Genomic DNA, 21,091 nt, shown 5'->3' on the forward strand with positions numbered 1-21,091 from the left:
GAAACTGTTTATACGGCCTTATTGGGTATTATGCACCAATGGTCAGTATCGAACTGAGTGATATTCGGGCGGCGCGAAAACGGTTCGACAACGAGGCCGTTGTCCGCCACACACCGCTCGAAACGAGTCGTTCGCTGAGCCGAATGTCCGGCGCTGATGTCCACCTCAAGATGGAACACCTCCAGCGCACGGGGTCGTTCAAGACGCGCGGTGCGTACAACAAGCTCAAGCAGGTTGCGGCGGCAGGTGGCGTCAATCGCGTCGTCGCCGCAAGCGCCGGGAATCACGCACAGGGCGTCGCCCTCGCCGCAACGACGGTTGGCATTGACTCGACCATCGTGATGCCGAAAAGTGCCCCGCAGACGAAAATCGACGCGACCCGCGACTACGGCGGCGACGTCGAACTTCACGGGAGCAACTTCCCCGAGGCGATGGCGTACGCGAAAACACTGACCGAGGCAGAAGACACCATCTTCGTTCACGCATACGACGACCCGGACATCGTCGCCGGGCAGGGAACGATTGGCTTAGAGATTCACGCAGACCTTCCGGAAGTCGATACGGTCATCGTCCCAATCGGCGGCGGGGGGCTGATTGGCGGCATCTCGACGGCGCTCAAGACACTCGACCCCTCGATTCACGTCGTCGGCGTCCAAGCCGAAGCGGCGGCGACGGTTCCAGAAAGCCTCGACAAGGGTAGCCCCCACTCGATTGACCACCCGGACACGATTGCAGACGGGATTGCGACCGGCGGCATCTCTGAGTTGACCTACGACCTCATCGAACGCCACGTAGACGAGGTCATCACCGTCTCTGACGACCAGATTTCGAGCGGGATTCTCATTCTCTTAGAGCGGGCAAAGCAGTTGGTCGAAGGGGCCGGTGCCGTGTCGGTCGCCGCACTGCTGAGCGACGAGTTAGACGTAGAAGGCGAAACCGTCGTCCCACTGCTCTGTGGCGGGAACATCGACATGTCCATGCTCCAGACGGTGTTGACCCACGCGCTCACCGAACGCGCCCAGCTGCTTCGCCTGCGCGTGAAAATCGACGACCAACCCGGCAAGATGACCCAAATCTCGGGTATCATCGCAGACGAAGGGGCGAACATCCGCGACGTGCGCCACGACCGCGCCGTAGACGACCTGCGCGTTGGCGAGGCCTACCTCGTCTTCCAAGTCGTCACGAGCGGCACCGAACACGCAAAGTCAATCGGGAAGGCCATCGAGCAGGCAGGCTACGAAGTCGAGCGGATGAACTAACCGCTCACCCCGGCGTTCTTTCTCGCAGAACAGTCCGCAAAAACCGACAGACAGCCCTGCAGTAGACCGGCGGCTGGCTGCGATGGATAATAAACGGACGCACATATGTGGCAGAATGGTATTGGTCTACAGCCCAAAATCTTGTCAGACGTGACCGAGGTACCTGATAGCATACATGTTACTCAACACTGACACTATCGGCACGCAACCGAGGTCGAGTAACCATGAGAGATGAATTAGAATTTTCGAGACGAGAATGGCTGAAAGCAACTGGTGCGCTGGGTGCGACCGCCGCGTCCGGCCTTGCGGGCTGTCTTGGCGGCGGCGGTGGCGGCGGCGACGGTGACCCGCTGTCGATGATTGAAGCCGAACCCCACCCCCAGTTGTACGAACCAACCGAGGAAGAGAAAAACAACAAAGAGACCCTCGCCCACCTGACGTGGACGGGCTACGACGCAGAGAACGTCCAAGGGCCGTTTCGGCAAAAATTCAACGCCGAAACGAAAATCGACCTGTTCACGTCGAACCCGAAGGCGTTCAACCGCCTGAAATCGGGTGAGTGGCAGCAGTTCCACCAGGCGACGTTCGACATGGCGTGGATTCCCCGGCTCGCGGAGGCAGACCTCATCCGGCCAATGGACTACGAGTCGTGGAAGCCCTACACCTTCGACCAGTACATCGACCTGTTCAAGCGCGAAAACGGCTACAAATACGCCTTCCTCAACGAGGACGACTACTCGTTCGACACGGACGGCAAACTCTACGGCCTCCCCCAGCGCTTCGGGTGGGCGTCGTTCGCGGTGAACACCGACACGGTCGCAAAGAGCGACTACAAGAGCTACGACGCCGCGTGGTCGGGCGACTACAACGTCGGCGTCTACGACCTGATGTTCTGGGGCATCCAGATTATCATGCTCCGGGAGGGCATCGACCCGTTCAAAGAACACACCGAAGAGGAAGTCGAGAAGGTCAAACAGGCCACGTTCGACCTGTTCGACAACGCGACCACGCTGCTCCCTGACTTCGCGTCGATGAATCAGGCGCTCAAAGCCGGTGAAATCGACATTGGATTCATCAGTGGTAACTGGATTAACGGCACGCTTCGTCGCGACGGCAACTACGAATTCGAAGCCGTCGTGCCGGACGAAGGGAGCGTCATCTGGGTCGAAACGACTGCCTTCGTGAAAGGCGAGCAGCCGGACATCTCTGACAACTACATGGCCTACATGATGAACGGCGAGAACGCCCTCAAGCTCTCGTGGCCAAGCTCGGGCGGGACGAACGTCGTGCCCCACAAAACGGCGTGGGAGAACTACAGCGACGAACAGCGCAAGGTGCTTCGGGTTGACGACGTTCGCGACATCATCGAACGGAGTGTCTTCTACGAAGGCATCCCGGACTTAGACAAGTTCGAACCCATCTGGCGCGAAGCGAAGACCCGCATCTAGGCCACCTCCATCCCGACACACCACACACATGTTACAAGCGACAAATCTACGCAAGGAATACGGCTCGCTCGTCGCCGTCGAGGACGTCGATTTCGAAATAGAGTCCGGAGAGTTCGCAACCATCGTCGGCCCCTCCGGCTGTGGGAAGACAACGCTCCTTCGGATGATTGCCGGCCACCTCACCCCCACCTCCGGAACCCTCGAATTCGACGACCAAGACATCACGACGCTCGAACCACAAGAACGGCCGACGAGCCTCGTGTTCCAGTCCTGGGCGTTGTTCCCGCACATGACGGTGCGAGAGAACATCGAGTTCCCCATCAAAGCCCGCGGCGGAGAGGTGAACGGCAAAGTAGCGGAACTGCTCTCGCTCGTCCGCCTCGAACCCGACGTGTACGCAGATAAGCAGGCAACAGAACTCTCCGGCGGGCAAAAACAGCGGGTTGCACTCGCGCGGTCGCTCGCCTACGACCCGGACATCCTCCTGCTCGACGAACCGCTCGCCTCGCTCGATTACGTGCTCCAAAAGCGTCTGCAACGCGAGTTGGCAGACCTGAACGTCGAACTCGACATGACGTTCATCTACGTCACCCACTCACTCGAATCCGCACTCGTCATGAGCGACAAGCTGTTCGTCATCGACGACGGCAACATCATCCAGACCGGCCCGCCAGAGGAGATCTACCGCAACCCGAACAACAAGTTCATCGCGGAGTTCATGGGCGACGCGAACGTGTTCGAGGTGGACACGACGGTGCGCGAGGACACGGTACTCGTCACCGGAGAAGAATTCGATGGTTCGACCGAGGTGCCACGCCAAGGGTCGAGCGACGACCGCCTCACGCACCTCGTCGTTCGCCACGACGACTGCGCCGTCGAACCGACGCTCACCCGTGACATGGGCACTGAGGTGAAAGTCACCAACGTACTCATCAAGGGGAACACCGCACTCATCGAGGTCAAATCGATGGACGCAGGCGCTGAGTACGTCGCAGAGATGAGCTTCGACCGCGTCCAGCAACTCGGCATCGAGATGGGCGACACTGCCATCCTCCAGTGGGAGGCGGAGAAAGCAATCCCGGTTCCGGAGTGACCATGTCTACGATAGAAAAACTCCAGCACCAGCTTGGCAGTGAGCGCGACGAGAGCATCCTGCGTACGCTCATCAGCCCGCCGACGGTGTTCATGATTCCACTCACGGTGCTGTTGATGTTCATGTTCATCGGCCCCATTCTCTCCATCGTGTTGTTCTCGGTGATGCCGGGCAACAACCTGACGCTCAATCCCGCGACGTGGACGCTCGCAAACTACGCAGAGATTATCGGCGGCGTCATCGATGGGACGGGCGTCTACGGCGAGGTGATGTCGAACACCGTGCTTATCAGCGTCGCCACGACGCTCGCAACGCTCGTGTTCTCCTATCCGGCGGCCTACGCACTCGCGCGAAAAATCAAGCGATTCAAGCTACTGTTCTTGCTCTCGCTCATCGTGCCGCTGTTCACGAGCGTCAACATCCGCGTGTTCGGGTGGGTGCTGTTTCTCGTGAAAAAGGGCGTCCTGCAGAGCCTGCTTGCCCTGTTCGGGATTACGACGCCGTCGCTGCTGTATCAAGAGTGGACCATCATCCTCGGGACGACGTACGTCTACATGCCGTTCATGCTGTTCCCGATTTACCTCTCCATCGGAGCCATCTCCGACGAGACGTTCGAGGCAGCCCGTGACCTCGGTGCGAGCCGGTATATGCTGTTTCGGGACATCGTGCTCCCGATGAGTAAACCGGGAATCATCATCGGGTGTCTGTTCGTGTTCGTCTTGAGCCTAGGTGCCGAAGTCGAGGCACAGCTGCTCGGTGGTGGGTCGATTTACACCGCTGCGAACAACATCAGCTACTCGTTTGGCTACTCACAGAACTGGCCGCTCGGGTCGGCACAGGCGGTTGGCCTGCTCATCATCACGGTCATCGCCGGTATCGTCATCCTGCGGACAATCGACCTGCGTGAAATCGCCTCACGGGGGAGCTAACCAATGAGTACAGACCAATCCACCTCACTCGCGTCGCGCATCGGGGGCGGCCTCTGGTACGGCTACGTTGGACTCGTGGCGCTGTTTTTCATGTTGCCACTGTTCAGCCTCGTCATCGCGTCGTTCTACGACGGCCAGATTTTCTCGTTCCCCTACGAGTTTACGACCGACTGGTACGCGAAGGCACTCGCTTCCTCAAGCGTGCAGTCTGCGGTGTTGACGACGGCGAAAATAACCATCCCGGTGACGATTCTCTCGACCATCATCGGGACGGCTGGCGCGCTTGCCTACACCCGCCACGAGTTCGCGGGCCAAGAGCTGTTCAAAATCTTCGCGCTGTTGCCCATCTTCTTCCCGCTCATCCTTCTTGGGCTGGGGATGTCGATGTGGTCGAATCTGACCGGCCTCGGCTACGGCGTGCTGCCGGCGATTATCGGGGAGCTCGTCTGGATTTCACCCATCGTGATGTTCGTCGTCTCCATCACCGCGCTCAGCGTCGACCCGAACTTAGAGGAAGCCGCAAGAGACCTCGGGGCGGACACGGTGACGCTGTACAAAGACGTCATCTTGCCGCTCGTCTCCGATGGAATCGTGTCAGGTGCCATCTTCGCGTTCGTCCTCTCGTGGAACAACTACTACATCGTCTCTTACCTGAAGGGCTCTGACATCACCGTCACGACGTGGATTCATGGCCGGATGACCCAAGGGTTTACGCCCATCGTCCCGGCGCTCGCGTCGATGATTTTCTATCTCTCACTGGTGTTGCTCGTCATCGCCGTCATCATCGAACTGCGCGGCGAGAAAATCAAGGCAGCGTTCAGCCGCGACTAGCGCTCGTTCTCAGCATTTTTTCTCACACCGTAAACAGTCACGCTGTCCAGTCAATCCAGTACGGAGTAAAGACAATCCGCAGATATATGTGGTGTGCCAGCCAAGCGCATTCAATTCCTAGACTCACATGCTCGAATACACCTTTAGCATCAAACATCGAGGGTGCTGGACGGAGGCGGTCAACGTCACATTTCCCGACATCGAAGCGACCATCATCTACTCCTATCGACTGGGACGCACGAGCGTGACGATGATCGAGGCGACCAACGTCACCGACCCGGACGCGTTCGTCGCGTGGCTCTCCGACCACGAAGTGATGACCACAGCCCACCTCATCAACTACGACGACGACCAGCAGACGGCGTTCGTCAGCCTCTCCGGTGACTACGACACGGAGACAGAGCCGGTGCTCAACGTCCTCTTGCGAAACGAGTGCTTTCCAACTGTGCCGTCGACGGTTGAAAACGGCTGGGAACACTGGAGCGTCGTCGCCTCCTCACACGAACTCGTGAGCAAAGCCCACGAAGAGTTGCGCGACCTCGGAACCGTGGAAGTCGAGTCGCTCAAATCCCCGGAGCTCGACCGCCTCCTGACCGGGTTGACCGAGGTCAAACAAGCCGTCCAGAACCTCTCGCCTCGCCAGCGAGAGGTGTTGAGTCGGGCCATCGACGAGGGCTACTACGACTCGCCGCGGGCGTGTAAACTCGCGGAGCTCGCGGAACTCGACTCTGCGAACACCTCGACGGTTGGCGAGCATCTCCGCCGGTCTGAGGCGAAAATTCTCAAAGCCGTAAAACCCCTGCTCACGAAAGAAGCGAACTCTTAGAACTCGTCTAAATACTCGTCGCGCTCCCACGACGTGACGTGGTTCTGGTAGCGGTCGAACTCGTCGCGCTTGATTTTGATGAACTCGGTAACGAGGTCGTCGCCGAGCGCCTCGCGGAGCACTTCGTCTTGTTCTAAGTGCTGGAGCGCACCCCACAGCGTCCGGGGAAGCGTCTCGTAGTCTTCGTTGTACGCGTTCTTGGTGGTTGGTTCGCCCGGGTCGGTCTCGTTTTTGATGCCGTCAAGCCCGGCCGCGAGCGTGGCGGCCATGGCGAGATACGGATTGATTGAGGTGTCGGGAACCCGGTGTTCGATGCGGCTTGCGCTACCGAGCTCCGGTGGAATGCGGAGCACGGTCGAGCGGTTGTCTGGCCCCCACGCAATCGACGAGGGTGCCCAGATGCCGGGGATGAGGCGCTTATACGAGTTGACCGTCGGCGCACAGATGGCAGTGAGCGCCTTCATGTGGTCGAGCAGCCCGCCGATGAAGTAGCACGCGTCGTCAGAAATCCCGGCTCCCTCTTCCGGGTGTTGGCCCGCCGGGAAGTCGAGGTTGTTCTCGGCTGCGGCGAACTGATTTTCCTCGACGGTGCTGTCCCACAGGCTGAGGTGAAAGTGCATCCCGTTTGCGTCCTCGCCCGAGTAGGGTCGGGGCATCATGGTCGCTTTCAGGCCGTGGCGACGCGAGATGGCTTTCAGCATGTGGCGAAAGAACATGACGCCGTCCGCCGCCGTGAGTGGGTCGTCGTACTTGATGTTGACCTCGTACTGGCCGGGCTGGGACTCTTGGTGTGCACCGGTGACTTCGTAGCCCGCGGCGGCCATCGCCTCGCGCCAGTCTTCGAACTGCGAGCGCGCCTGGTCTACGGCGTCCATGTCGTACGAACAGCGGGTGTTGAACGGTTCGAGGCCGTCTTCGGTTTCGACCATGAGCGAGAACTCCGTCTCGATTCCGGCGAGCGGCGTGTACCCTTCTGCTTCGAGTTCGGCGATGACGTTCTTGAGCACGCCGCGCGAACAGAGGTCGAGTTGCGCACCATCGACGCGCGTGAGGTCTGAGAACACCATCGCGGTGTTCTCCTCCCACGAGACGGGCTTCAACGAATCTTCGTCTGGTACCGCCATCATGTCGCCGGACTCGGGCCCGTACTTTGGGTCGTCGAGCAGCCCGGGTTCGAGCGTGAGTTCCGCAACCCCGTTTGCAAACCCGACACCCTCGTCTGTGGCGTGTTCGTACTCCGCTTTCGGCAGCGAAATCCCACGGGCGACACCGTTCAAATCTGTCCACACCAGTCTGACCCAGTCAATGTCGGCTGTATCAAGTTGCACACTCATCTAAGCGTCTGTGTAGTCAACGCATGCCACAGTCCATAGCCTTTGACCCGCAGACTTGCGATATATTATAACTGCACTCGCTCCCTCGGCCGGTTTTCCCGCCTGACCTGCGCTGACACCCGTTATAAAGAGTCCCAACATGGTGGAGTAACCGATAGGCGTGTCACCGATGTTCACACTCGTATGGTTGAATACGAACTGCTCATCGACGGCGACAGGCGAGAGGCAGGAGAGAGCCTCACCGTCACGAATCCAGCCACGGGCGAATCGCTCGGCAGCGTCGCGAAAGGGACGCGCGAGCAGGCCCGGGAGGCAATCGCCGCGGCAGCGCGGACGAAAGACGAGTGGGCGAGCGCCCCACCCAGTGAGCGCACAGCCGCGCTCACCGAAGTCGCAGATGAACTCGAAGCGGTCGCGGGCGACCTCGCGTACCTCCTCGCAGAAGAGACCGGCAAGCCACTCGCCACCGCCGAGGGTGAAGTCGGTGAGACAATCGCCCAGTTCCGATTCTACGCGGGCGTCACCGACAAGGTGAGAGGCGACACCGTTCCGACGCCCGACCACCGGTTCAACTACACGAAGCGGGTTCCCTACGGCGTCACGGCCCACATCGTCCCGTGGAACTACCCGCTGTTGCTCGGCACGCGGAGCATCGCCGCCGCCCTCGCAACCGGCAACACGCTCGTCATCAAACCGCCGAGTCAGGCACCGCTCGCGACGATGTGGGTGTGTGAACTCATCGTCGAGGCGACGCCAGCAGGCGTCGTGAACGTCGTGCCCGGGTCGGGTAGCGACGTCGGCGACGAACTCGCGTCGAACGCAAACGTCGATGCAATCACATTCACCGGGTCAGTCGGCGTGGGCCAGCACGTCCTGTCGTCGGCGGCAGAACACATCACGCCCGTGGACGTGGAACTCGGCGGGAAGGCTCCCGCAATCGTCCTCGACGATGCCGACGTAGAAAACGCCGCCCGTGGTGTGGTACAGGGCATCTTCTCGAACAACGGACAGAACTGCGTGGCCACCTCCAGACTCGTGGTGCACGAATCGCTCCACGACGAGTTGGTCTCGCGCATCGTAGAAAAGACCGAACGCATCACCCTCGGGCCGGGAACCGACCCCGAGACGGACATGGGGCCGGTCATCACCGAGAGCGCACTCGAAGAGATGCTCGCGTACGTAGAAGGGGCAAAGGCGGAGGGTGCAACCGTCATCGCTGGCGGAAAACGCCCGGACGACCCTGCGCTCGCAGACGGCCATTATCTCGAACCGACGATTATCGACGGCGTGACGAACGACATGACCGTCGCGTGTGAGGAAATCTTCGGGCCAGTGCTTTCGATTATCACCGTCGATTCGACCGCTGAAGCCATCGAGGTGGCGAACGACTCCCGGTTCGCGCTCGCCGCCTCACTCTGGACGGACCGGCTTGCGGCGACGAAACTCGCAGACGACTTAGACCACGGCCTCGTCGCCGTGAACACGTTCCCCGTCTCGATGCCACAGAGTCCGTGGGGCGGGAACAAAGAATCGGGCATCGGGAGAGAGGGCGGTCTCGAAGGGGTCGAAGCGTTCACCACGGTCAACAGCGTCGTCGTCGAGTTCGACGAGATGGAGGACCCCTACCTGTGAGCGGTGAAACCGTCGTCGTCGGGCGCATCAAACACGAGACGCACACGTTCTCGTCGCTCACGACGGATTACGACGAGTTCGCGGCCACGTCGCTGTTCTTTGGCGACGAAATCATCCCCGAGTTCACCGACACGAACACCGACCTCGGTGGCTTTCTCGAAGTTGCGGACGAACAGGACTGGGAGGTCGTCCCGACCGTCGCCGCGAACGCCACTCCCGGTGGCATCGTCACCGACGAGGCGCTCGCATCCTTCCTCGATTCGCTCGTTTCGGGAATTGAGGAGGCAGACCCGGACGCAGTGTTGCTTGGCCTCCACGGCGCGATGGTCGCAGAGAGCCACCCCGACGGAGACGGCTACATCCTCGAACGCGTCCGCGAGGCGGCGGGCGACGTGCCGGTGATGGGGACGCTCGACTTACACGCGAACATCTCAGACAGAATGGGCGAGTTGGCAGATGGGCTGTTCGGCTACGACACATACCCGCACGTCGACATTGGGGAAACCGGCGTCGAAGCCGCAAAAGCCATGGCTGCCACGCTCGCTGGCGACCTCGACCCGGTCGTGGTCATAGAACGAGAGCGGTTGCTGCCGCCGCTGCCACCGCTCCAGACGGCCATCGAACCGATGCGGTCGCTCCTTGATTCGGCTTCGCAGCACGAACACGCCCTCGTGCCCGACATTTCGGTGTTCGGCGGCTACGCCTACGCAGACGTGCCAGAGGCTGGATTCAGCGTGGTCGGCGTCACCGACGCCGCGTGTGCGGAGAAGACGCGAGCGGTCTGTGCAGAACTCGCGAGCGAAGCGTGGGACCGGCGAAGCGAGTTCGACCGGTCGTACACGTCGGTCGAAGCCGCCGCCAGCGAAGCTGCGGAGTGGACAGGCGAAAAACCGCTGTTGCTCGCAGACATTTCGGACAACCCCGGCGGCGGGGCCGCAGAGGACGGCACGGTGCTCCTCGATGCCCTGCTCTCGGCGGACGTCGAGAACGCCGCCCTCGCAATGCTGTACGACCCGGCTGCAGTGGAGGCGGCCGTCGAAGCCGGTGTCGGAGTCGACGTTGCAGTCGAACTCGGCGGCCACACAGAGGCAAACGGCGACCCGCTTTCGGTGACGGGAACGGTGCGTCGCATCACCGACGGCACGTACAGAAATCGCGGCCCGATGTCCACTGGGCTGCAGGTGAGCTTCGGAAAAACGGCCGTCCTCGACGTAGACGGCGTCTCGGTTATCGTCGGCTCACACCGCCAGCAGCCCTACGACCCCGAGGGGTTCCGAAGCCAAGGTATCACGCCGGAAGACTGCGCTGTGCTCGTCGTAAAAAGTACGGTGCACTACCGCGCTGGTTTCGAACCGCTCGTCGGCGAGATTCGAGAGGTAGCGACGCCGGGAATGGCAGACCCAGACCTCACGCAGTTCACGTACGAGCACGTTTCGCGGCCCATGTACCCACTCGATCGCTGATTAAAACTCGTCGTCTTCGATGGGGAGCGCTTCGTCGAGAAGCGCTTCGAGTTCGTCGTCATCTGCACCTTCTTCTTTGGCAAGTTCGCGCATCGCCGCCCGCCGCGACCGGTCGCGCGCGGTTTCGAGCGCATCGATGAACTGGTCTGCCTGTCCAGCGGTAAGCAATACTTGGTCTGACCACTCGCCGTCGTGCACCTTTATCCGAACCCCAATCGCATACTGCTCGGGGGTACGGATAAAGCGGACTTCGAACTCGTCTTGTCCAGTGATTTTCGCCATTCCTCACTTGCATGTTACGTGCAATATACTTAGGCGGGCCGGTGGAAACCGACGCACGGAGCTATTTAAACATCCGCAGGTATGTGGCAGAACCACCTTGCACGCTAGAGAGCAACACACAGGTTGCATGACCGGTGTGTTCAGCTCCGAGACACTGCCGTGGGCTGTGATTGCCCGCGTCGTTGGCGTTGGCTCGACGGGCACACCATCCACGTAGCATATCATGACTCAACAATCTCAGATGTGGAACGTCCCCAACCGAGTCCTCTTCGGTGCGGGTGTGGCGTCCCAGACCGGCGATTATGTCGAACGATTCGGTGCAGACACCGTCCTCATCGTCACCGATAACGGCGTCAGAGACGCGGGCGTGTTAGCGCCCATCCTCGAATCGCTTTCGGAGGCGGGCAAAACGTACGAAATCTTCGATGGAGTCGAACCTGACCCGACAGACACCGTCGTTCACGCGGCCGCAGACGCCTACGACGATGCGGACGCAGACCTCTTGCTCGGCGTCGGCGGCGGGTCGTCGATGGACACCGCGAAGGCCGCGAGCATCCTCACGACCAACGATGGCCACATACTCGACTTCGAGGGGTCTGGAAACGTTCCGAACCCCACTCCACCAAGCATCTACATCCCGACAACCTCGGGCACGGGGAGCGAAGTTGGCCACTGGTGTATCGTGAAAGACTCAGAGACGAACATCAAAGAGGAGATTGGCGACGTCAAACTGCTCGCTGACCTCGCGCTCATCGACGCGGATCTGACGAAAAGCGCGCCGCCGCCGGTGAAAGCCGCGACCGGGATGGACGTGCTCACCCACTCCGTTGAGGCGTACGTCTCTATAAAAGCCCAAAGTCAGACCTCCGCGCTCGCGCTCGATTCAATCGAGAAAGTCGGCGCGAATCTGGTTCGTGCCGTCGAATATCGCGGTGGCGACGACGACGCGCTCGCAAATATGGCGCGCGCCAGCACTCAAGCGGGCATGGCGTTCAACGGGGCGGGACTCGGCGCGGTACACGCGCTCTCCCACCAAGTGGGCGGTAAATTCGGCGTCCCGCACGGGCTCGTAAACGCGATTATCCTCCCGTACGTGATGGAGTTCAACCTCCCGCAGGTACCAGAGAAGATGGTCGAAATCGCGGACGCGCTCGGTGAGTCCATCGACGAGGACGAACCCGCGCGCAAAGAGGGGTACAAAGCCGTGCGCGCCACCCGACAGCTCGCAGACGACGTTCGGATTCCGCGAACGCTCGAAGCGACGGCCGCAAAGCGCGAAGCCATCCCCGAACTCGCAGAGCAGGCGCTTTCGGATGGCAGTCTTACGGGGAACCCGCGCATCACGACGCAAGACGATATGGAACGGCTCCTCGAACGCGCGTTCGACGGCGTCTTCGAATACGAAACCATTCTCGACGAATGAGCCTGCGTGAGTCACCACTCGGGGCCATCCACCGCGAGCACGACGCGAAAATGACGGACTTTGGCGGCTGGGCGATGCCCGTCAAATACACCTCGATTACCCATGAACACGACGCCGTCCGCAATGCAGTCGGCATCTTCGACGTGAGTCATATGGGTGAGGTGTTCGTCTCGGGGCCGGACGCGACGGAACTCATGAACCGGCTCACGACGAACGACGTGGCCGACCTTTCTGCCGGCGACGCCCAGTACGCCTGTATCACCCGCGAAGACGGCATCATCGTAGACGACACGGTGGTCTATCTGCTCCCCGACGGCGAGACGTACCTGTTCATCCCGAACGCGGGTCACGACGAGGAGATGGAATCCCGATGGCGCGACCATGCAGACTGTTGGAACCTTTCGGTCATCATCGAGAATCGCACGCTGTCGACCGGCATGGTCGCCGTACAGGGGCCACACGCCGTCGAACGCGTGAACGAAGAAGCGTCCACGGATGTGTCGGCACTCGGCCGCTTTTCCGTCTGCGAAACCGCTATCGGCGGCGTCGAGTGCCACGTTGCGCGGACGGGCTACACCGGCGAAGACGGCTTCGAAATCGTGTTCGACGCCGACGATGCGGCGGCGCTCTGGAACACCTTCGAGGGAGTACAGCCCTGTGGACTCGGGGCGCGCGACACCTTACGCCTCGAAGCCGGACTGCTCCTCTCTGGACAGGATTTCCACCCCGAAATCGAACCACGGACGCCCTTCGAAGCAGGCCTCGGGTTCGTCGTTTCTCTCGACACCGAGTTCGTCGGCCGAGACGCACTCGTAGACGCAGACCCCGACCAGTCGATGGTCGGCATCGAACTCGACGGACGGGGTGTGCCCCGTGCAGGATGTTCGGTCCTCAAAGCAGACGAGCACGTCGGGGAACTCACGAGCGGGACGATGAGTCCGACGCTTGACCTTCCAATCGGGATTGGCTACGTTGACGCTGACGTGGCCGAACCCGGCACCGACGTCGAAATCGACATTCGGGGGCGTTCGATTCCCGCCACCGTCGAAACGCCTCGATTCTTACAACGACACCAGTAACCATGTTTGACATTCCAGACGACCTGAAGTACGCAACATCGCACGAGTGGGTCGCCGTCGAGAACGGCACCGCAACTATCGGCATCACGGATTTCGCCCAGGACGAACTCGGAGACATCGTGTTCGTCGAACTCCCGAGCGAGGGCGAGGAGATTGCCAAAGACAGCGAGTTCGGCGTCGTCGAATCCATCAAAGCCGTCTCAGACCTCTATGCCCCCATCTCGGGGACGGTCGAAGCCGTAAACGACGATTTGACGAACGCCCCCGAGTTGGTGAACGACGACCCGTACGGAGACGGCTGGTTCATCACCGTCTCACTCGCTGATAGAAGCGAGCTCGATGCGCTGCTCAGCCCCGAGGCGTACGAAGAACAGACCGCCTAACGCGGGTTAGAAATACACGTCGTCGCGCTTGTGTTGGAGCGACGGGAGGTCACGGCGCACTTCTTGGAGATAGTCTAAGTCAATCGGTGCGGTAATCAGCTCCTCCCGGTCGCTCGCCTGTCTGGTGACATTCCCCCACGGGTCGATGACCATCGTCTTGCCGTAGGTGTGGGCTGAATCCTTCTTGTCGCCAATCTGGCCGGGTGCAACGACATAACATTGGCTCTCGATGGCACGCGCACGGAGGAGTGGCTCCCAATGGTCTTTGCCAGTGAACAGCGTGAACGCCGCGGGGACGAAGATGACTTCTGCACCCTTGCGCACGAGGGTGCTGTAGAGTTCGGGGAAGCGCAGGTCGTAGCAGATAGAGAGCCCGAAGTTCGCAAGCGAAGTTTCTGCGACGACGGCCTCGTCGCCGGGTGCGACGCGCTCTGATTCTTCGTAGGTCACGCCGCCGGGCACGTCGATGTCGAACAGGTGGGCCTTGCGGTAGGTCGCCGCCACCTCGCCGTCGGGATTGATGAGCGCGGTGGTGTTGTAGACCCGCCCGTCCGGGGCGGGTTCGAACATGCTCCCTGCGTGGATGTACATCCCGTAGTCTTCTGCGCGCGCGGCGAGGCGGTCGGTGGTCGGCCCGGGAATCTCCTCTGCGACCTCGGGGTAGGCGTCTTTCGACCCGATGTACGGGAACATCTCGGGGAACGCGATGATGTCTGCGTCCTTGCTCGCGGCCTCGTCGACGAACGAGAGCGCGCGCTCTACGTTGTCCTGTTTGTCGTCTGTCGAGTCGAGTTGACAGGCAGCGACGGTGAACTGGCTCATACCCGACGTTTCGCGCCAAAACCCAAAATCGTTCGCCCCGTTGTCGCAGTCGGGAGGGCTAAGCCGAACGAGCGACGAGATAGGGTAAGTCGTGTCCACCGGAACTGCCCTCTCAGACAGCCGCGAATCTGCGCTCGTCGTCTCTCTCATCGGCGGGTCGCACTTCGTGAACCATATGTACCTGATGTTGCTGCCGCCCGCGTTCGCGCTTCTCGGCCCGGCGTTTTCCGCCTCGACCGCCCAGCTCGGCCTCGCCGTGGGCGTCCTCGGCGGTGTGGTGACGCTGTTCCAACTCCCGTTTGGCTACGTTTCCGACACCTACAGCCGGACGCTCGTCCTCGCCATCTCGCTCGGCTTCGGCGCGGTGGGTGCCGCCCTCGCCGCCGCCGCCCAGAGCTACGAGTGGCTGTTGCTCTCGATGGTCGTCCTCGGTATCGGCGTCGCGGGCCACCACCCCGCGCACTACCCGATACTCGCTGCTGCCACCGACGAGTCGAGACGCGGACGCGCTTACAGCGTCCACGGCTTTACCGGCGTGCTCGGGCTGGCCGCGCCGTTCGCGCTCGTCCCGCTCGTACTCAGCCTCGGTGGCGGGTGGCGCGAAGCCTTCCTCGCAATCGCCGCGTTCGGTGGCCTCTACGCCGTGGTCTGTCTCGGCGCGTTCTGGCGATACGTCAGCAGCGACGTGACCCACCCACCTAAAACGAAATCCAGTGGCTCAACGCCGAACTTCGCGAACGAACTGCGGACGCTGCTCACGACCCCACTCATCCTTCTGCTCACGATTCTCTGGTTCGTGAACTCCCTCGCGGCGTGGGGCATCCGCACGTATTCACAGACCCTGCTTTCGTCGGGCTACGGGTTTGCGAGCGCCGACGCCAGTCTCGCCTCCTCTGCGATGCTCGCGATTGGCGCGGGGTTCATCTTACTCGGGGGGTGGCTCTCAGACCGCGCGCTCGCAGAGTACGTCCTCTATGCGGGGTACGGCGCGCTCACGCTGCTCGCCGCCGTGCTCGCTTCGTCGATGGTGCCCGTCTTGCTGGCGCTCGGGTTTGTCCTGCTCCTCGAAAGTACCATCGACGTGAGCCGGCCCGCCCGCGCGAAACTCACCGACCGCGCCTCGGCGCGCAAAGACGTGGGCAAGAACTTCGCGCTCATGACCATCGGCATCTCCGCGGGTGGCGCGATTGGCCCGCCCGTGTTCGGCTACGTCATCGACATTGCGGGAGTGGACGTGGCGTTTTATCTCATCGCCGGACTTGCCGCGCTCGCCGTGGGGCTGACGGCCGCGGTTCGGGCGGCGAGTTCGCCCCACGGCACCACGACACTAACTGCATCCGATTAGACAACCACCTAACTACGCAGTGGGTGAATTATGGTATGAATTACGTGTGGTACGCGCTCCTTGCGCTCGGGTCGTATACGCTCGTCGCGCCGCTCACGAAACTCGCCTCCCAGAACCTTTCGAGCGACGTCGTTGCAATGATTACGAACGGAATGCTCGCCGTCGGCGCGCTCCTCGTCGTGCTGTACAACGATGACCCCGTTTTTGAGGCACTCACCACCACGAACACCACCTACATGGTCGGCGCAGGATTGTGTCTCACCGTCGGCATCATCGCCTATTATCGGGCGCTCGCCCTTGGGCCGGTGAGCGTCGTCGTGCCGCTCTTTGGGATGTTTCTGGTCACGAGTTCGGTCGTCGGTATCCTGCTTCTCGGGGAGTCGCTGACCGCTCGAAAAGTCGCGGGCATCCTGCTCGCTGGCGTTGCCGTGTATCTCGTCACGGTCGAATAAGGAGAAAAAATTTATCAGTTCGCCAAGTTGTCACGGCTATGGATCCGCTCTATAGCGAGACATACTCGTTGGACTATACGTTTCTCTCGTTCAAGCGGGCGTTTCAACTCGTCGTTGGGTTCATCATCACCTTCCTGTTCTGGGTGAACCTTTCAGGTTTTGTCGGGATGGCAAATGGTGCTGGAACCAACGGACCCTACGGATTGGCCATCTCACTCGTTGGCGGTGCAGTACTCTTCTCGACGTGGAATCGCTCCCCGCCAGCGTTCACGCAGAAGCCCACGCTCAACATGGTGCTCGAATCAGCGATTCGGCTGTCGCTCTTTTTCGTCGGCGTCGTCGCTTTCTACTGGGCGTGGGTGCTCGCAACGTCTGTTTCTGACGTATCGCCACAGGGCTTTGAAGGAAACATGCTGCTGATACTCGTCCCCTGTATCGGCGCGATTCTCCTAGTGCGCGGGTGGAGACGCGCCTCGACATATTTGCTTTGAGTTCGGCAGAACACACTTTTCCCCTGAGTCCCTTTGCGTAGCCATGGTACTGCTCGAATCCGAAGAGGAACTCGACGTTGGCGACGAGGCACCCGACTTCTCGCTGCCGGGAACCGACGGCGAGACATACACGCTCGACTCGTTTGCCGACAACGACGCCCTGCTTGTGGTGTTCACGTGCAACCACTGTCCGTACGCGAAGGCGAAATTCGAGATGCTGAACAACCTCGCCGCGGACTACGACGACGTGGCGGTAGTCGGCATCAGCCCGAACGACGCAGCCGAGTATCCAGAAGACTCCTTCGAGAAGATGCAGGAACTCGTCGAAAACGGCACCATCCAGTACGACGCCTATCTCTACGACGAATCGCAAGACGTGGCCCGCGCCTACGGTGCGGTCTGTACGCCAGACCCGTTCTTGTTCCGCAAAGAAGACGGCGCGTTCGAACTCGCATGGCACGGCCGCCTCGACGACGCGCTCTCGCCCGATGACGAGCCAAACCAACACGACATGCGCGAGGCAATCGAATCCGTGCTCGCGGGCGAAGCCGTAGACAAAGGGTTCCTCCCGTCGCGGGGTTGCTCGATCAAGTGGAAAAACTAACTGTTCTTAATCCGCGCTTTCTGGCGATCCGCTCGCGCCATCGTCGCTCCGGCGTTCGAAGAACGTCTGGAAGTCCTCGTCGTCTTCGGCAATCGCTTGCCAGACGGTGAGACCGCGTTCGTCGTCCGAACCAGGGATGGTGTTGTCGAGAACGACGGCGACGAGGCCGCCGACTGCCATGCCCGTGCCACCGATGACGAACAGGGTGTCCGCGACGAGTTTCGTGCCGAGCACGACGCCGAGAAGCGGGACGCCTTCGAGGCCCATACGGAGCATCTCCGGGCCGGCGATGTTCGGGTCGACCGCCGCGACGTTGTTCATGTAGGCCGGAATCGCAAGCCCGGCGAACATGGCCGTCCCGAGGACGAAGATGTTGCGCGAGGAATCAAGGTCAACGTACTTGAGATTCGAGAGCCCAACGGCCACGATCTGGCCGAACATGGCGATGAACAGGCCGCCGATGATTGGGCTCGGGATGGTGGCGATAAGCTGGCCGAAGTAGCCGATAAAGCCAATCACCAGCATGATGGCCGCGCCGACTTGGACGACGTAGCGGGAGGCGACCCCGGTGAGCCCGATTGCGCCGATGTTCTCTGAGTAGGAGGTCGAACCGCCCGCGCCCATGATGCCCGCGAACACGTTCATCAGGCCCTCCATGCCGATGCCGTGGTTGATGCGTTTCTCGCTGGGCGCACCAACGCCCGAAAGGCGGGCAACGGCGTGGTAGTCACCGAACGATTCGACAATCGAGGCGACGACCCCTGCGAACATCCCGACGATGAACGAGGTTTCGATGACCGGCATCCCGAACTGGAATGGATAGATTGGGAGCAGTGCTGGGGCACTCGTCACTGTCGAAAAGTCCACGTAGCCGGGCGTTCCGGGCGCGTAGAAGCCGGTCACCGACAGCACGGCGGCCACGACGTAGGCGACGACAATCGCGAGCAAGACGGGGAACAGTTTGAACACCTTGTTACTCTCTTTCAGGTACTGGCTGAACAGCACGATGAGGAACAGCGTGAGCCCGAGCAGCCACCAGTTCTGGGTCGCGCTCGTGACCTGTGGAACCGAGAACAGCGAGAGGCCGATGAGCGCAATCGTCGGGGCGACGACGACCGGCGAGAGGAACTGGCGGAGTTTGCCAACGACCTCAAAGTAGCCAATAGCGACCTCAGCGAGCGCGGCGACGATAATCGCGCCTTGGAGATGGACAATCATCACTTCCCACCCGGGGTTGCCGGGGAAACTGCCGACGACGCCGATGATGGCGAGCGCCGGAGCGAGCATCGAAAACGGCGCGCCTTGGACGATTGGATACCGATTTCCGAACGTCGTCTGTGCGAGCGTTGCAATCCCGGACACCACGAAAAACGTGCCGACGAGCCGCGCGGTGGCGTCTGCGGGCATGCCCATCGCACCGGCGAGAATGAGCGGCACCGCGATGTTCGCACCGACCATCGTGAGGTAGTGTTGAAGGCCGAGCAAGGCAGATTCGCCAAGCGGTGGTTTCTCCTCGATTCCGTATTCGACGAAACCTGCCTCAGAAGGGGGTTCGTTATCTGCCATCGGTGCACTCCTGTCCGTGTCCAACCATTTCGTGCATCTATCCACCATCCTGTAGGGGATTGTCATAAACACATCGAAACCACAACACTGCGGTGCTCTCTGCCTACCAACAGACGAGGAGATTTGCACACACGTCGCGGAGTACGAGCGGGCCGAGGAGCACACCCATGAGATGGACTCTGCGCGTCCCAACGCGAACCGGAACCAGCCCGAGTACGGTTGCTACTGCGAGCACACAGACGCCAAGCAGCCCAGCAAACGCCCACGCGAGGGCGATGAGCAGGGAGAGAACGACGAGCGAGAGTAGCGTGTAGTCCAGTCGGCCAACGGTTTCGAGATACCAGTCGCCAAGGCGAGGAACGAGAACGAACCCGACCGCGGCGGCAATCGTAATTCCCGAAAGAAGCACGGGCAGATTGAGCGGTACGCCCGCATCGTCAAGCGCGACGAGCACACCGGTTCGCGGCGTGCCGAGCGAGACGAGTGCGAAGAGCGCGAAAATCGTGTTTGCCGTGTTCACGCCGCTCGTTGCGACGATGAACCCGCGCGTCCGCTCTGCATCGGGGAGCACGGGAACCACTGCGGTCGCGGCAATCGCACTCGACACACCGGGAAGATAGCCGACGATTGCACCCGAGAGCGTCCCCGCAAGCGCAGTCCCACACACCAACGTTTTCGACGAGGTGACGACGGCTGTCGCCTGCTCGGGGACGCCTGCGCCGTCCATCGCAGCGAGGAGGACGGGTGCGCCGAACAGTCCTGCGAACAGCGGCATGAGTAGGTCGCCAGTCGGAAACAACCCGCGTGCGGGCAGGTCCAGTGTTGCCACTCCGAGGGCGCTACTCGCAGTGATAATCACCACCGCCCACAGTTTACGTCTGGGTGTCGGCTCACCGACAACGAGCGCGAGGCCGATTGTACCGAGGACGACCCAGAGGTGGGCGTCGATGATGGGGTACGCCCACGTCATCGCTCTCGTCACTGGAAGCGCGAGCGGGAGGGCGAAAAAGACCGCGAGGCCGCTGCCGAGCGCGGAGAGCCTGAGTGCTTCGCGTCCCTGTCCCGCGAGGACGAGCCGGTGGCCCGGCAGCGCACCGGGTGCAAACGCCGGGTCGGGCACGCCGAGGGCGAGTGCGGGAACCACGTCGAGGAAAGTGTGGACGACGCCCGCCGCGAGCATGGCAACGCCAACGAGTGCGGGCGGCCCGGGGACGTGCGGCGCGCCTGCCGCCAGCAAGAGCGCGAAGTTGTTCGCGTGAAGACCGGGGATGAGGCCACTCAGCGTCCCAAGGAGGATGCCACCCGCGACGAACCCGAGGGTCGTGAGGGTGGTTTCAGGGGCGAACTGGACACTGACGCCTGCGAGAGCCATTCAGCACGGACTGGTTCCGGCTTTGTGTATAAATTCAAGGTACAGTTTCGGTGACTGCAAAGCGATGTGACTCAGAGCCCAGCATCCGATAAAAAATGTAGGTTGGTGTGGCGTGACGTTTAGCCGAAGAGGGAGCCGAGACCTTCGCCGCTGGCCTCTTCGTCCTCTTCTTCTTCGTCGTCGTCGCCCTCGTCGGCTGCTGCAGCGTCGTCGTCGCTGTCGTCGTCGGAGTCGTCGCCACCCTCTGCAGGTGCGGCGGCGCCACCGGCGGCAGGGACTGCGGCTGCCTGCTCGATTGCGTCTTCGATGTCGACGTCCTCGAGTGCGGCGACGAGCGCCTTCACGCGGGACTCTTCGACGTCAACGCCTGCGGCGTCGAGCACTGCGGTGAGGTTTTCTTCGTTGATCTCTGCGTCCGTCTCGTTCAGGATGAGCGCTGCGTAGATGTATTCCATTG

Annotated in this window: 21 protein-coding genes; 15 read left to right on the plus strand and 6 right to left on the minus strand. The window is 61.3% G+C overall.

What is annotated here, in order from left to right:
* Window positions 1–38: 38 nt before the first annotated feature.
* The 6 genes from ilvA (at window position 39) to V5N12_RS08360 (ending at window position 6,386) form a co-directional block, all read left to right on the plus strand.
* A complete protein-coding gene (ilvA, locus tag V5N12_RS08335; RefSeq protein ID WP_332898696.1) occupies window positions 39–1,259 on the plus strand; it encodes a threonine ammonia-lyase in 1,221 nt (406 codons plus the stop codon).
* Between the two features lie 224 nt (window positions 1,260–1,483).
* A complete protein-coding gene (locus V5N12_RS08340) occupies window positions 1,484–2,707 on the plus strand; it encodes an ABC transporter substrate-binding protein (RefSeq protein ID WP_332898697.1) in 1,224 nt (407 codons plus the stop codon).
* A gap of 28 nt (window positions 2,708–2,735) precedes the next feature.
* Complete coding sequence (locus V5N12_RS08345) at window positions 2,736–3,800, plus strand: ABC transporter ATP-binding protein (RefSeq protein ID WP_332898698.1); 1,065 nt, start codon at window positions 2,736–2,738, stop codon at window positions 3,798–3,800.
* 2 nt (window positions 3,801–3,802) lie between these two features.
* Window positions 3,803–4,729, plus strand: coding sequence for an ABC transporter permease (locus V5N12_RS08350; protein ID WP_332898699.1), 927 nt, complete (start codon window positions 3,803–3,805; stop codon window positions 4,727–4,729).
* Between the two features lie 3 nt (window positions 4,730–4,732).
* The gene (locus V5N12_RS08355) at window positions 4,733–5,560 is read left to right on the plus strand and encodes an ABC transporter permease (RefSeq protein ID WP_332898700.1); all 828 of its coding nucleotides are present in this window, start codon (window positions 4,733–4,735) and stop codon (window positions 5,558–5,560) included.
* Window positions 5,561–5,687: 127 nt separating this feature from the next.
* Window positions 5,688–6,386 carry a helix-turn-helix domain-containing protein gene (locus V5N12_RS08360; RefSeq protein WP_332898701.1) on the plus strand — a complete coding sequence of 233 codons (699 nt, stop codon included), beginning with the start codon at window positions 5,688–5,690 and terminating at the stop codon, window positions 6,384–6,386.
* Here the strand turns inward: V5N12_RS08360 and V5N12_RS08365 are convergent.
* Entirely contained in the window at window positions 6,383–7,720 is a 1,338-nt protein-coding gene (locus V5N12_RS08365) for a glutamine synthetase family protein (RefSeq protein ID WP_332898702.1), read from the minus strand. The two genes, V5N12_RS08360 and V5N12_RS08365, sit on opposite strands and share 4 nt — an antisense overlap.
* A gap of 183 nt (window positions 7,721–7,903) precedes the next feature.
* Here V5N12_RS08365 and V5N12_RS08370 point away from each other — a divergent pair, with 183 nt between their 5' ends.
* A complete protein-coding gene (locus V5N12_RS08370; RefSeq protein ID WP_332898703.1) occupies window positions 7,904–9,352 on the plus strand; it encodes an aldehyde dehydrogenase family protein in 1,449 nt (482 codons plus the stop codon).
* Window positions 9,349–10,815 (plus strand): M81 family metallopeptidase, encoded by a 1,467-nt coding sequence (locus V5N12_RS08375; protein WP_332898704.1) that lies wholly within the window; start codon window positions 9,349–9,351, stop codon window positions 10,813–10,815. Before V5N12_RS08370 ends, V5N12_RS08375 begins: the two co-directional genes overlap by 4 nt.
* Here V5N12_RS08375 and V5N12_RS08380 read toward each other — a convergent pair whose 3' ends face one another.
* Window positions 10,816–11,097 (minus strand): hypothetical protein, encoded by a 282-nt coding sequence (locus tag V5N12_RS08380; protein WP_332898705.1) that lies wholly within the window; start codon window positions 11,095–11,097, stop codon window positions 10,816–10,818.
* A gap of 223 nt (window positions 11,098–11,320) precedes the next feature.
* Between V5N12_RS08380 and V5N12_RS08385 the strand changes: the two genes are divergently transcribed.
* From V5N12_RS08385 to gcvH, 3 genes are read left to right on the plus strand one after another with little or no spacing between them, the layout of a single operon-like run.
* Window positions 11,321–12,520, plus strand: a complete 1,200-nt coding sequence (locus V5N12_RS08385; RefSeq protein WP_332898706.1) for an iron-containing alcohol dehydrogenase family protein — start codon at window positions 11,321–11,323, stop codon at window positions 12,518–12,520.
* Window positions 12,517–13,599 (plus strand): glycine cleavage system aminomethyltransferase GcvT, encoded by a 1,083-nt coding sequence (gene gcvT, locus V5N12_RS08390; RefSeq protein WP_332898707.1) that lies wholly within the window; start codon window positions 12,517–12,519, stop codon window positions 13,597–13,599. Before V5N12_RS08385 ends, gcvT begins: the two co-directional genes overlap by 4 nt.
* 2 nt (window positions 13,600–13,601) lie before the next feature.
* A complete protein-coding gene (gene gcvH, locus V5N12_RS08395; protein ID WP_332898708.1) occupies window positions 13,602–13,982 on the plus strand; it encodes a glycine cleavage system protein GcvH in 381 nt (126 codons plus the stop codon).
* A 6-nt stretch (window positions 13,983–13,988) separates the two neighbouring features.
* On the opposite strand, the gene V5N12_RS08400 is transcribed toward gcvH, so the two are convergent.
* Window positions 13,989–14,804, minus strand: a complete 816-nt coding sequence (locus tag V5N12_RS08400) for a carbon-nitrogen hydrolase family protein (protein WP_332898709.1) — start codon at window positions 14,802–14,804, stop codon at window positions 13,989–13,991.
* A gap of 91 nt (window positions 14,805–14,895) precedes the next feature.
* Between V5N12_RS08400 and V5N12_RS08405 the strand changes: the two genes are divergently transcribed.
* Genes V5N12_RS08405 through V5N12_RS08420 form a run of 4 tightly spaced genes read left to right on the plus strand, consistent with a single transcriptional unit; the run spans window position 14,896 to window position 17,696 of the window.
* Window positions 14,896–16,149 (plus strand): MFS transporter, encoded by a 1,254-nt coding sequence (locus V5N12_RS08405; protein ID WP_332898710.1) that lies wholly within the window; start codon window positions 14,896–14,898, stop codon window positions 16,147–16,149.
* 35 nt (window positions 16,150–16,184) lie between these two features.
* Complete coding sequence (locus tag V5N12_RS08410) at window positions 16,185–16,601, plus strand: EamA family transporter (protein ID WP_332898711.1); 417 nt, start codon at window positions 16,185–16,187, stop codon at window positions 16,599–16,601.
* A gap of 38 nt (window positions 16,602–16,639) precedes the next feature.
* Window positions 16,640–17,092 carry a hypothetical protein gene (locus V5N12_RS08415; RefSeq protein WP_332898712.1) on the plus strand — a complete coding sequence of 151 codons (453 nt, stop codon included), beginning with the start codon at window positions 16,640–16,642 and terminating at the stop codon, window positions 17,090–17,092.
* A 43-nt stretch (window positions 17,093–17,135) separates the two neighbouring features.
* Window positions 17,136–17,696 (plus strand): thioredoxin family protein, encoded by a 561-nt coding sequence (locus V5N12_RS08420; RefSeq protein WP_332898713.1) that lies wholly within the window; start codon window positions 17,136–17,138, stop codon window positions 17,694–17,696.
* 6 nt (window positions 17,697–17,702) lie between these two features.
* Here the strand turns inward: V5N12_RS08420 and V5N12_RS08425 are convergent, their stop codons facing one another.
* The 3 genes from V5N12_RS08425 to rpl12p all read right to left on the minus strand — a co-directional run bounded on the left by V5N12_RS08425 (window position 17,703) and on the right by rpl12p (window position 21,089).
* The gene (locus tag V5N12_RS08425) at window positions 17,703–19,262 is read right to left on the minus strand and encodes a uracil-xanthine permease family protein (protein WP_332898714.1); all 1,560 of its coding nucleotides are present in this window, start codon (window positions 19,260–19,262) and stop codon (window positions 17,703–17,705) included.
* Between the two features lie 103 nt (window positions 19,263–19,365).
* Entirely contained in the window at window positions 19,366–20,634 is a 1,269-nt protein-coding gene (locus V5N12_RS08430) for a tripartite tricarboxylate transporter permease (protein ID WP_332898715.1), read from the minus strand.
* A 119-nt stretch (window positions 20,635–20,753) separates the two neighbouring features.
* On the minus strand, window positions 20,754–21,089 hold the full coding sequence (gene rpl12p, locus V5N12_RS08435; RefSeq protein ID WP_332898716.1) for a 50S ribosomal protein P1: 336 nt from the start codon (window positions 21,087–21,089) through the stop codon (window positions 20,754–20,756).
* Window positions 21,090–21,091: the final 2 nt, after the last annotated feature.

The sequence above is a fragment of the Haladaptatus sp. CMSO5 genome, from assembly GCF_036689885.1.
In the GTDB taxonomy this organism is placed as follows: domain Archaea; phylum Halobacteriota; class Halobacteria; order Halobacteriales; family Halococcaceae; genus QDMS2.

Bases quoted from the DNA above. Each gene is read 5' to 3' on its own strand.
- ilvA (WP_332898696.1), top strand. From the start codon at position 39: ATGGTCAGTATCGAACTGAGTGATATTCGGGCGGCGCGAAAACGGTTC.
- V5N12_RS08340 (WP_332898697.1), top strand. From the start codon at position 1,484: ATGAGAGATGAATTAGAATTTTCGAGACGAGAATGGCTGAAAGCAACT.
- V5N12_RS08345 (WP_332898698.1), top strand. From the start codon at position 2,736: ATGTTACAAGCGACAAATCTACGCAAGGAATACGGCTCGCTCGTCGCC.
- V5N12_RS08350 (WP_332898699.1), top strand. From the start codon at position 3,803: ATGTCTACGATAGAAAAACTCCAGCACCAGCTTGGCAGTGAGCGCGAC.
- V5N12_RS08355 (WP_332898700.1), top strand. From the start codon at position 4,733: ATGAGTACAGACCAATCCACCTCACTCGCGTCGCGCATCGGGGGCGGC.
- V5N12_RS08360 (WP_332898701.1), top strand. From the start codon at position 5,688: ATGCTCGAATACACCTTTAGCATCAAACATCGAGGGTGCTGGACGGAG.
- V5N12_RS08365 (WP_332898702.1), bottom strand. From the start codon at position 7,720: ATGAGTGTGCAACTTGATACAGCCGACATTGACTGGGTCAGACTGGTG.
- V5N12_RS08370 (WP_332898703.1), top strand. From the start codon at position 7,904: ATGGTTGAATACGAACTGCTCATCGACGGCGACAGGCGAGAGGCAGGA.
- V5N12_RS08380 (WP_332898705.1), bottom strand. From the start codon at position 11,097: ATGGCGAAAATCACTGGACAAGACGAGTTCGAAGTCCGCTTTATCCGT.
- V5N12_RS08385 (WP_332898706.1), top strand. From the start codon at position 11,321: ATGACTCAACAATCTCAGATGTGGAACGTCCCCAACCGAGTCCTCTTC.
- gcvT (WP_332898707.1), top strand. From the start codon at position 12,517: ATGAGCCTGCGTGAGTCACCACTCGGGGCCATCCACCGCGAGCACGAC.
- gcvH (WP_332898708.1), top strand. From the start codon at position 13,602: ATGTTTGACATTCCAGACGACCTGAAGTACGCAACATCGCACGAGTGG.
- V5N12_RS08400 (WP_332898709.1), bottom strand. From the start codon at position 14,804: ATGAGCCAGTTCACCGTCGCTGCCTGTCAACTCGACTCGACAGACGAC.
- V5N12_RS08410 (WP_332898711.1), top strand. From the start codon at position 16,185: ATGAATTACGTGTGGTACGCGCTCCTTGCGCTCGGGTCGTATACGCTC.
- V5N12_RS08415 (WP_332898712.1), top strand. From the start codon at position 16,640: ATGGATCCGCTCTATAGCGAGACATACTCGTTGGACTATACGTTTCTC.
- V5N12_RS08420 (WP_332898713.1), top strand. From the start codon at position 17,136: ATGGTACTGCTCGAATCCGAAGAGGAACTCGACGTTGGCGACGAGGCA.
- V5N12_RS08425 (WP_332898714.1), bottom strand. From the start codon at position 19,262: ATGGCAGATAACGAACCCCCTTCTGAGGCAGGTTTCGTCGAATACGGA.
- V5N12_RS08430 (WP_332898715.1), bottom strand. From the start codon at position 20,634: ATGGCTCTCGCAGGCGTCAGTGTCCAGTTCGCCCCTGAAACCACCCTC.
- rpl12p (WP_332898716.1), bottom strand. From the start codon at position 21,089: ATGGAATACATCTACGCAGCGCTCATCCTGAACGAGACGGACGCAGAG.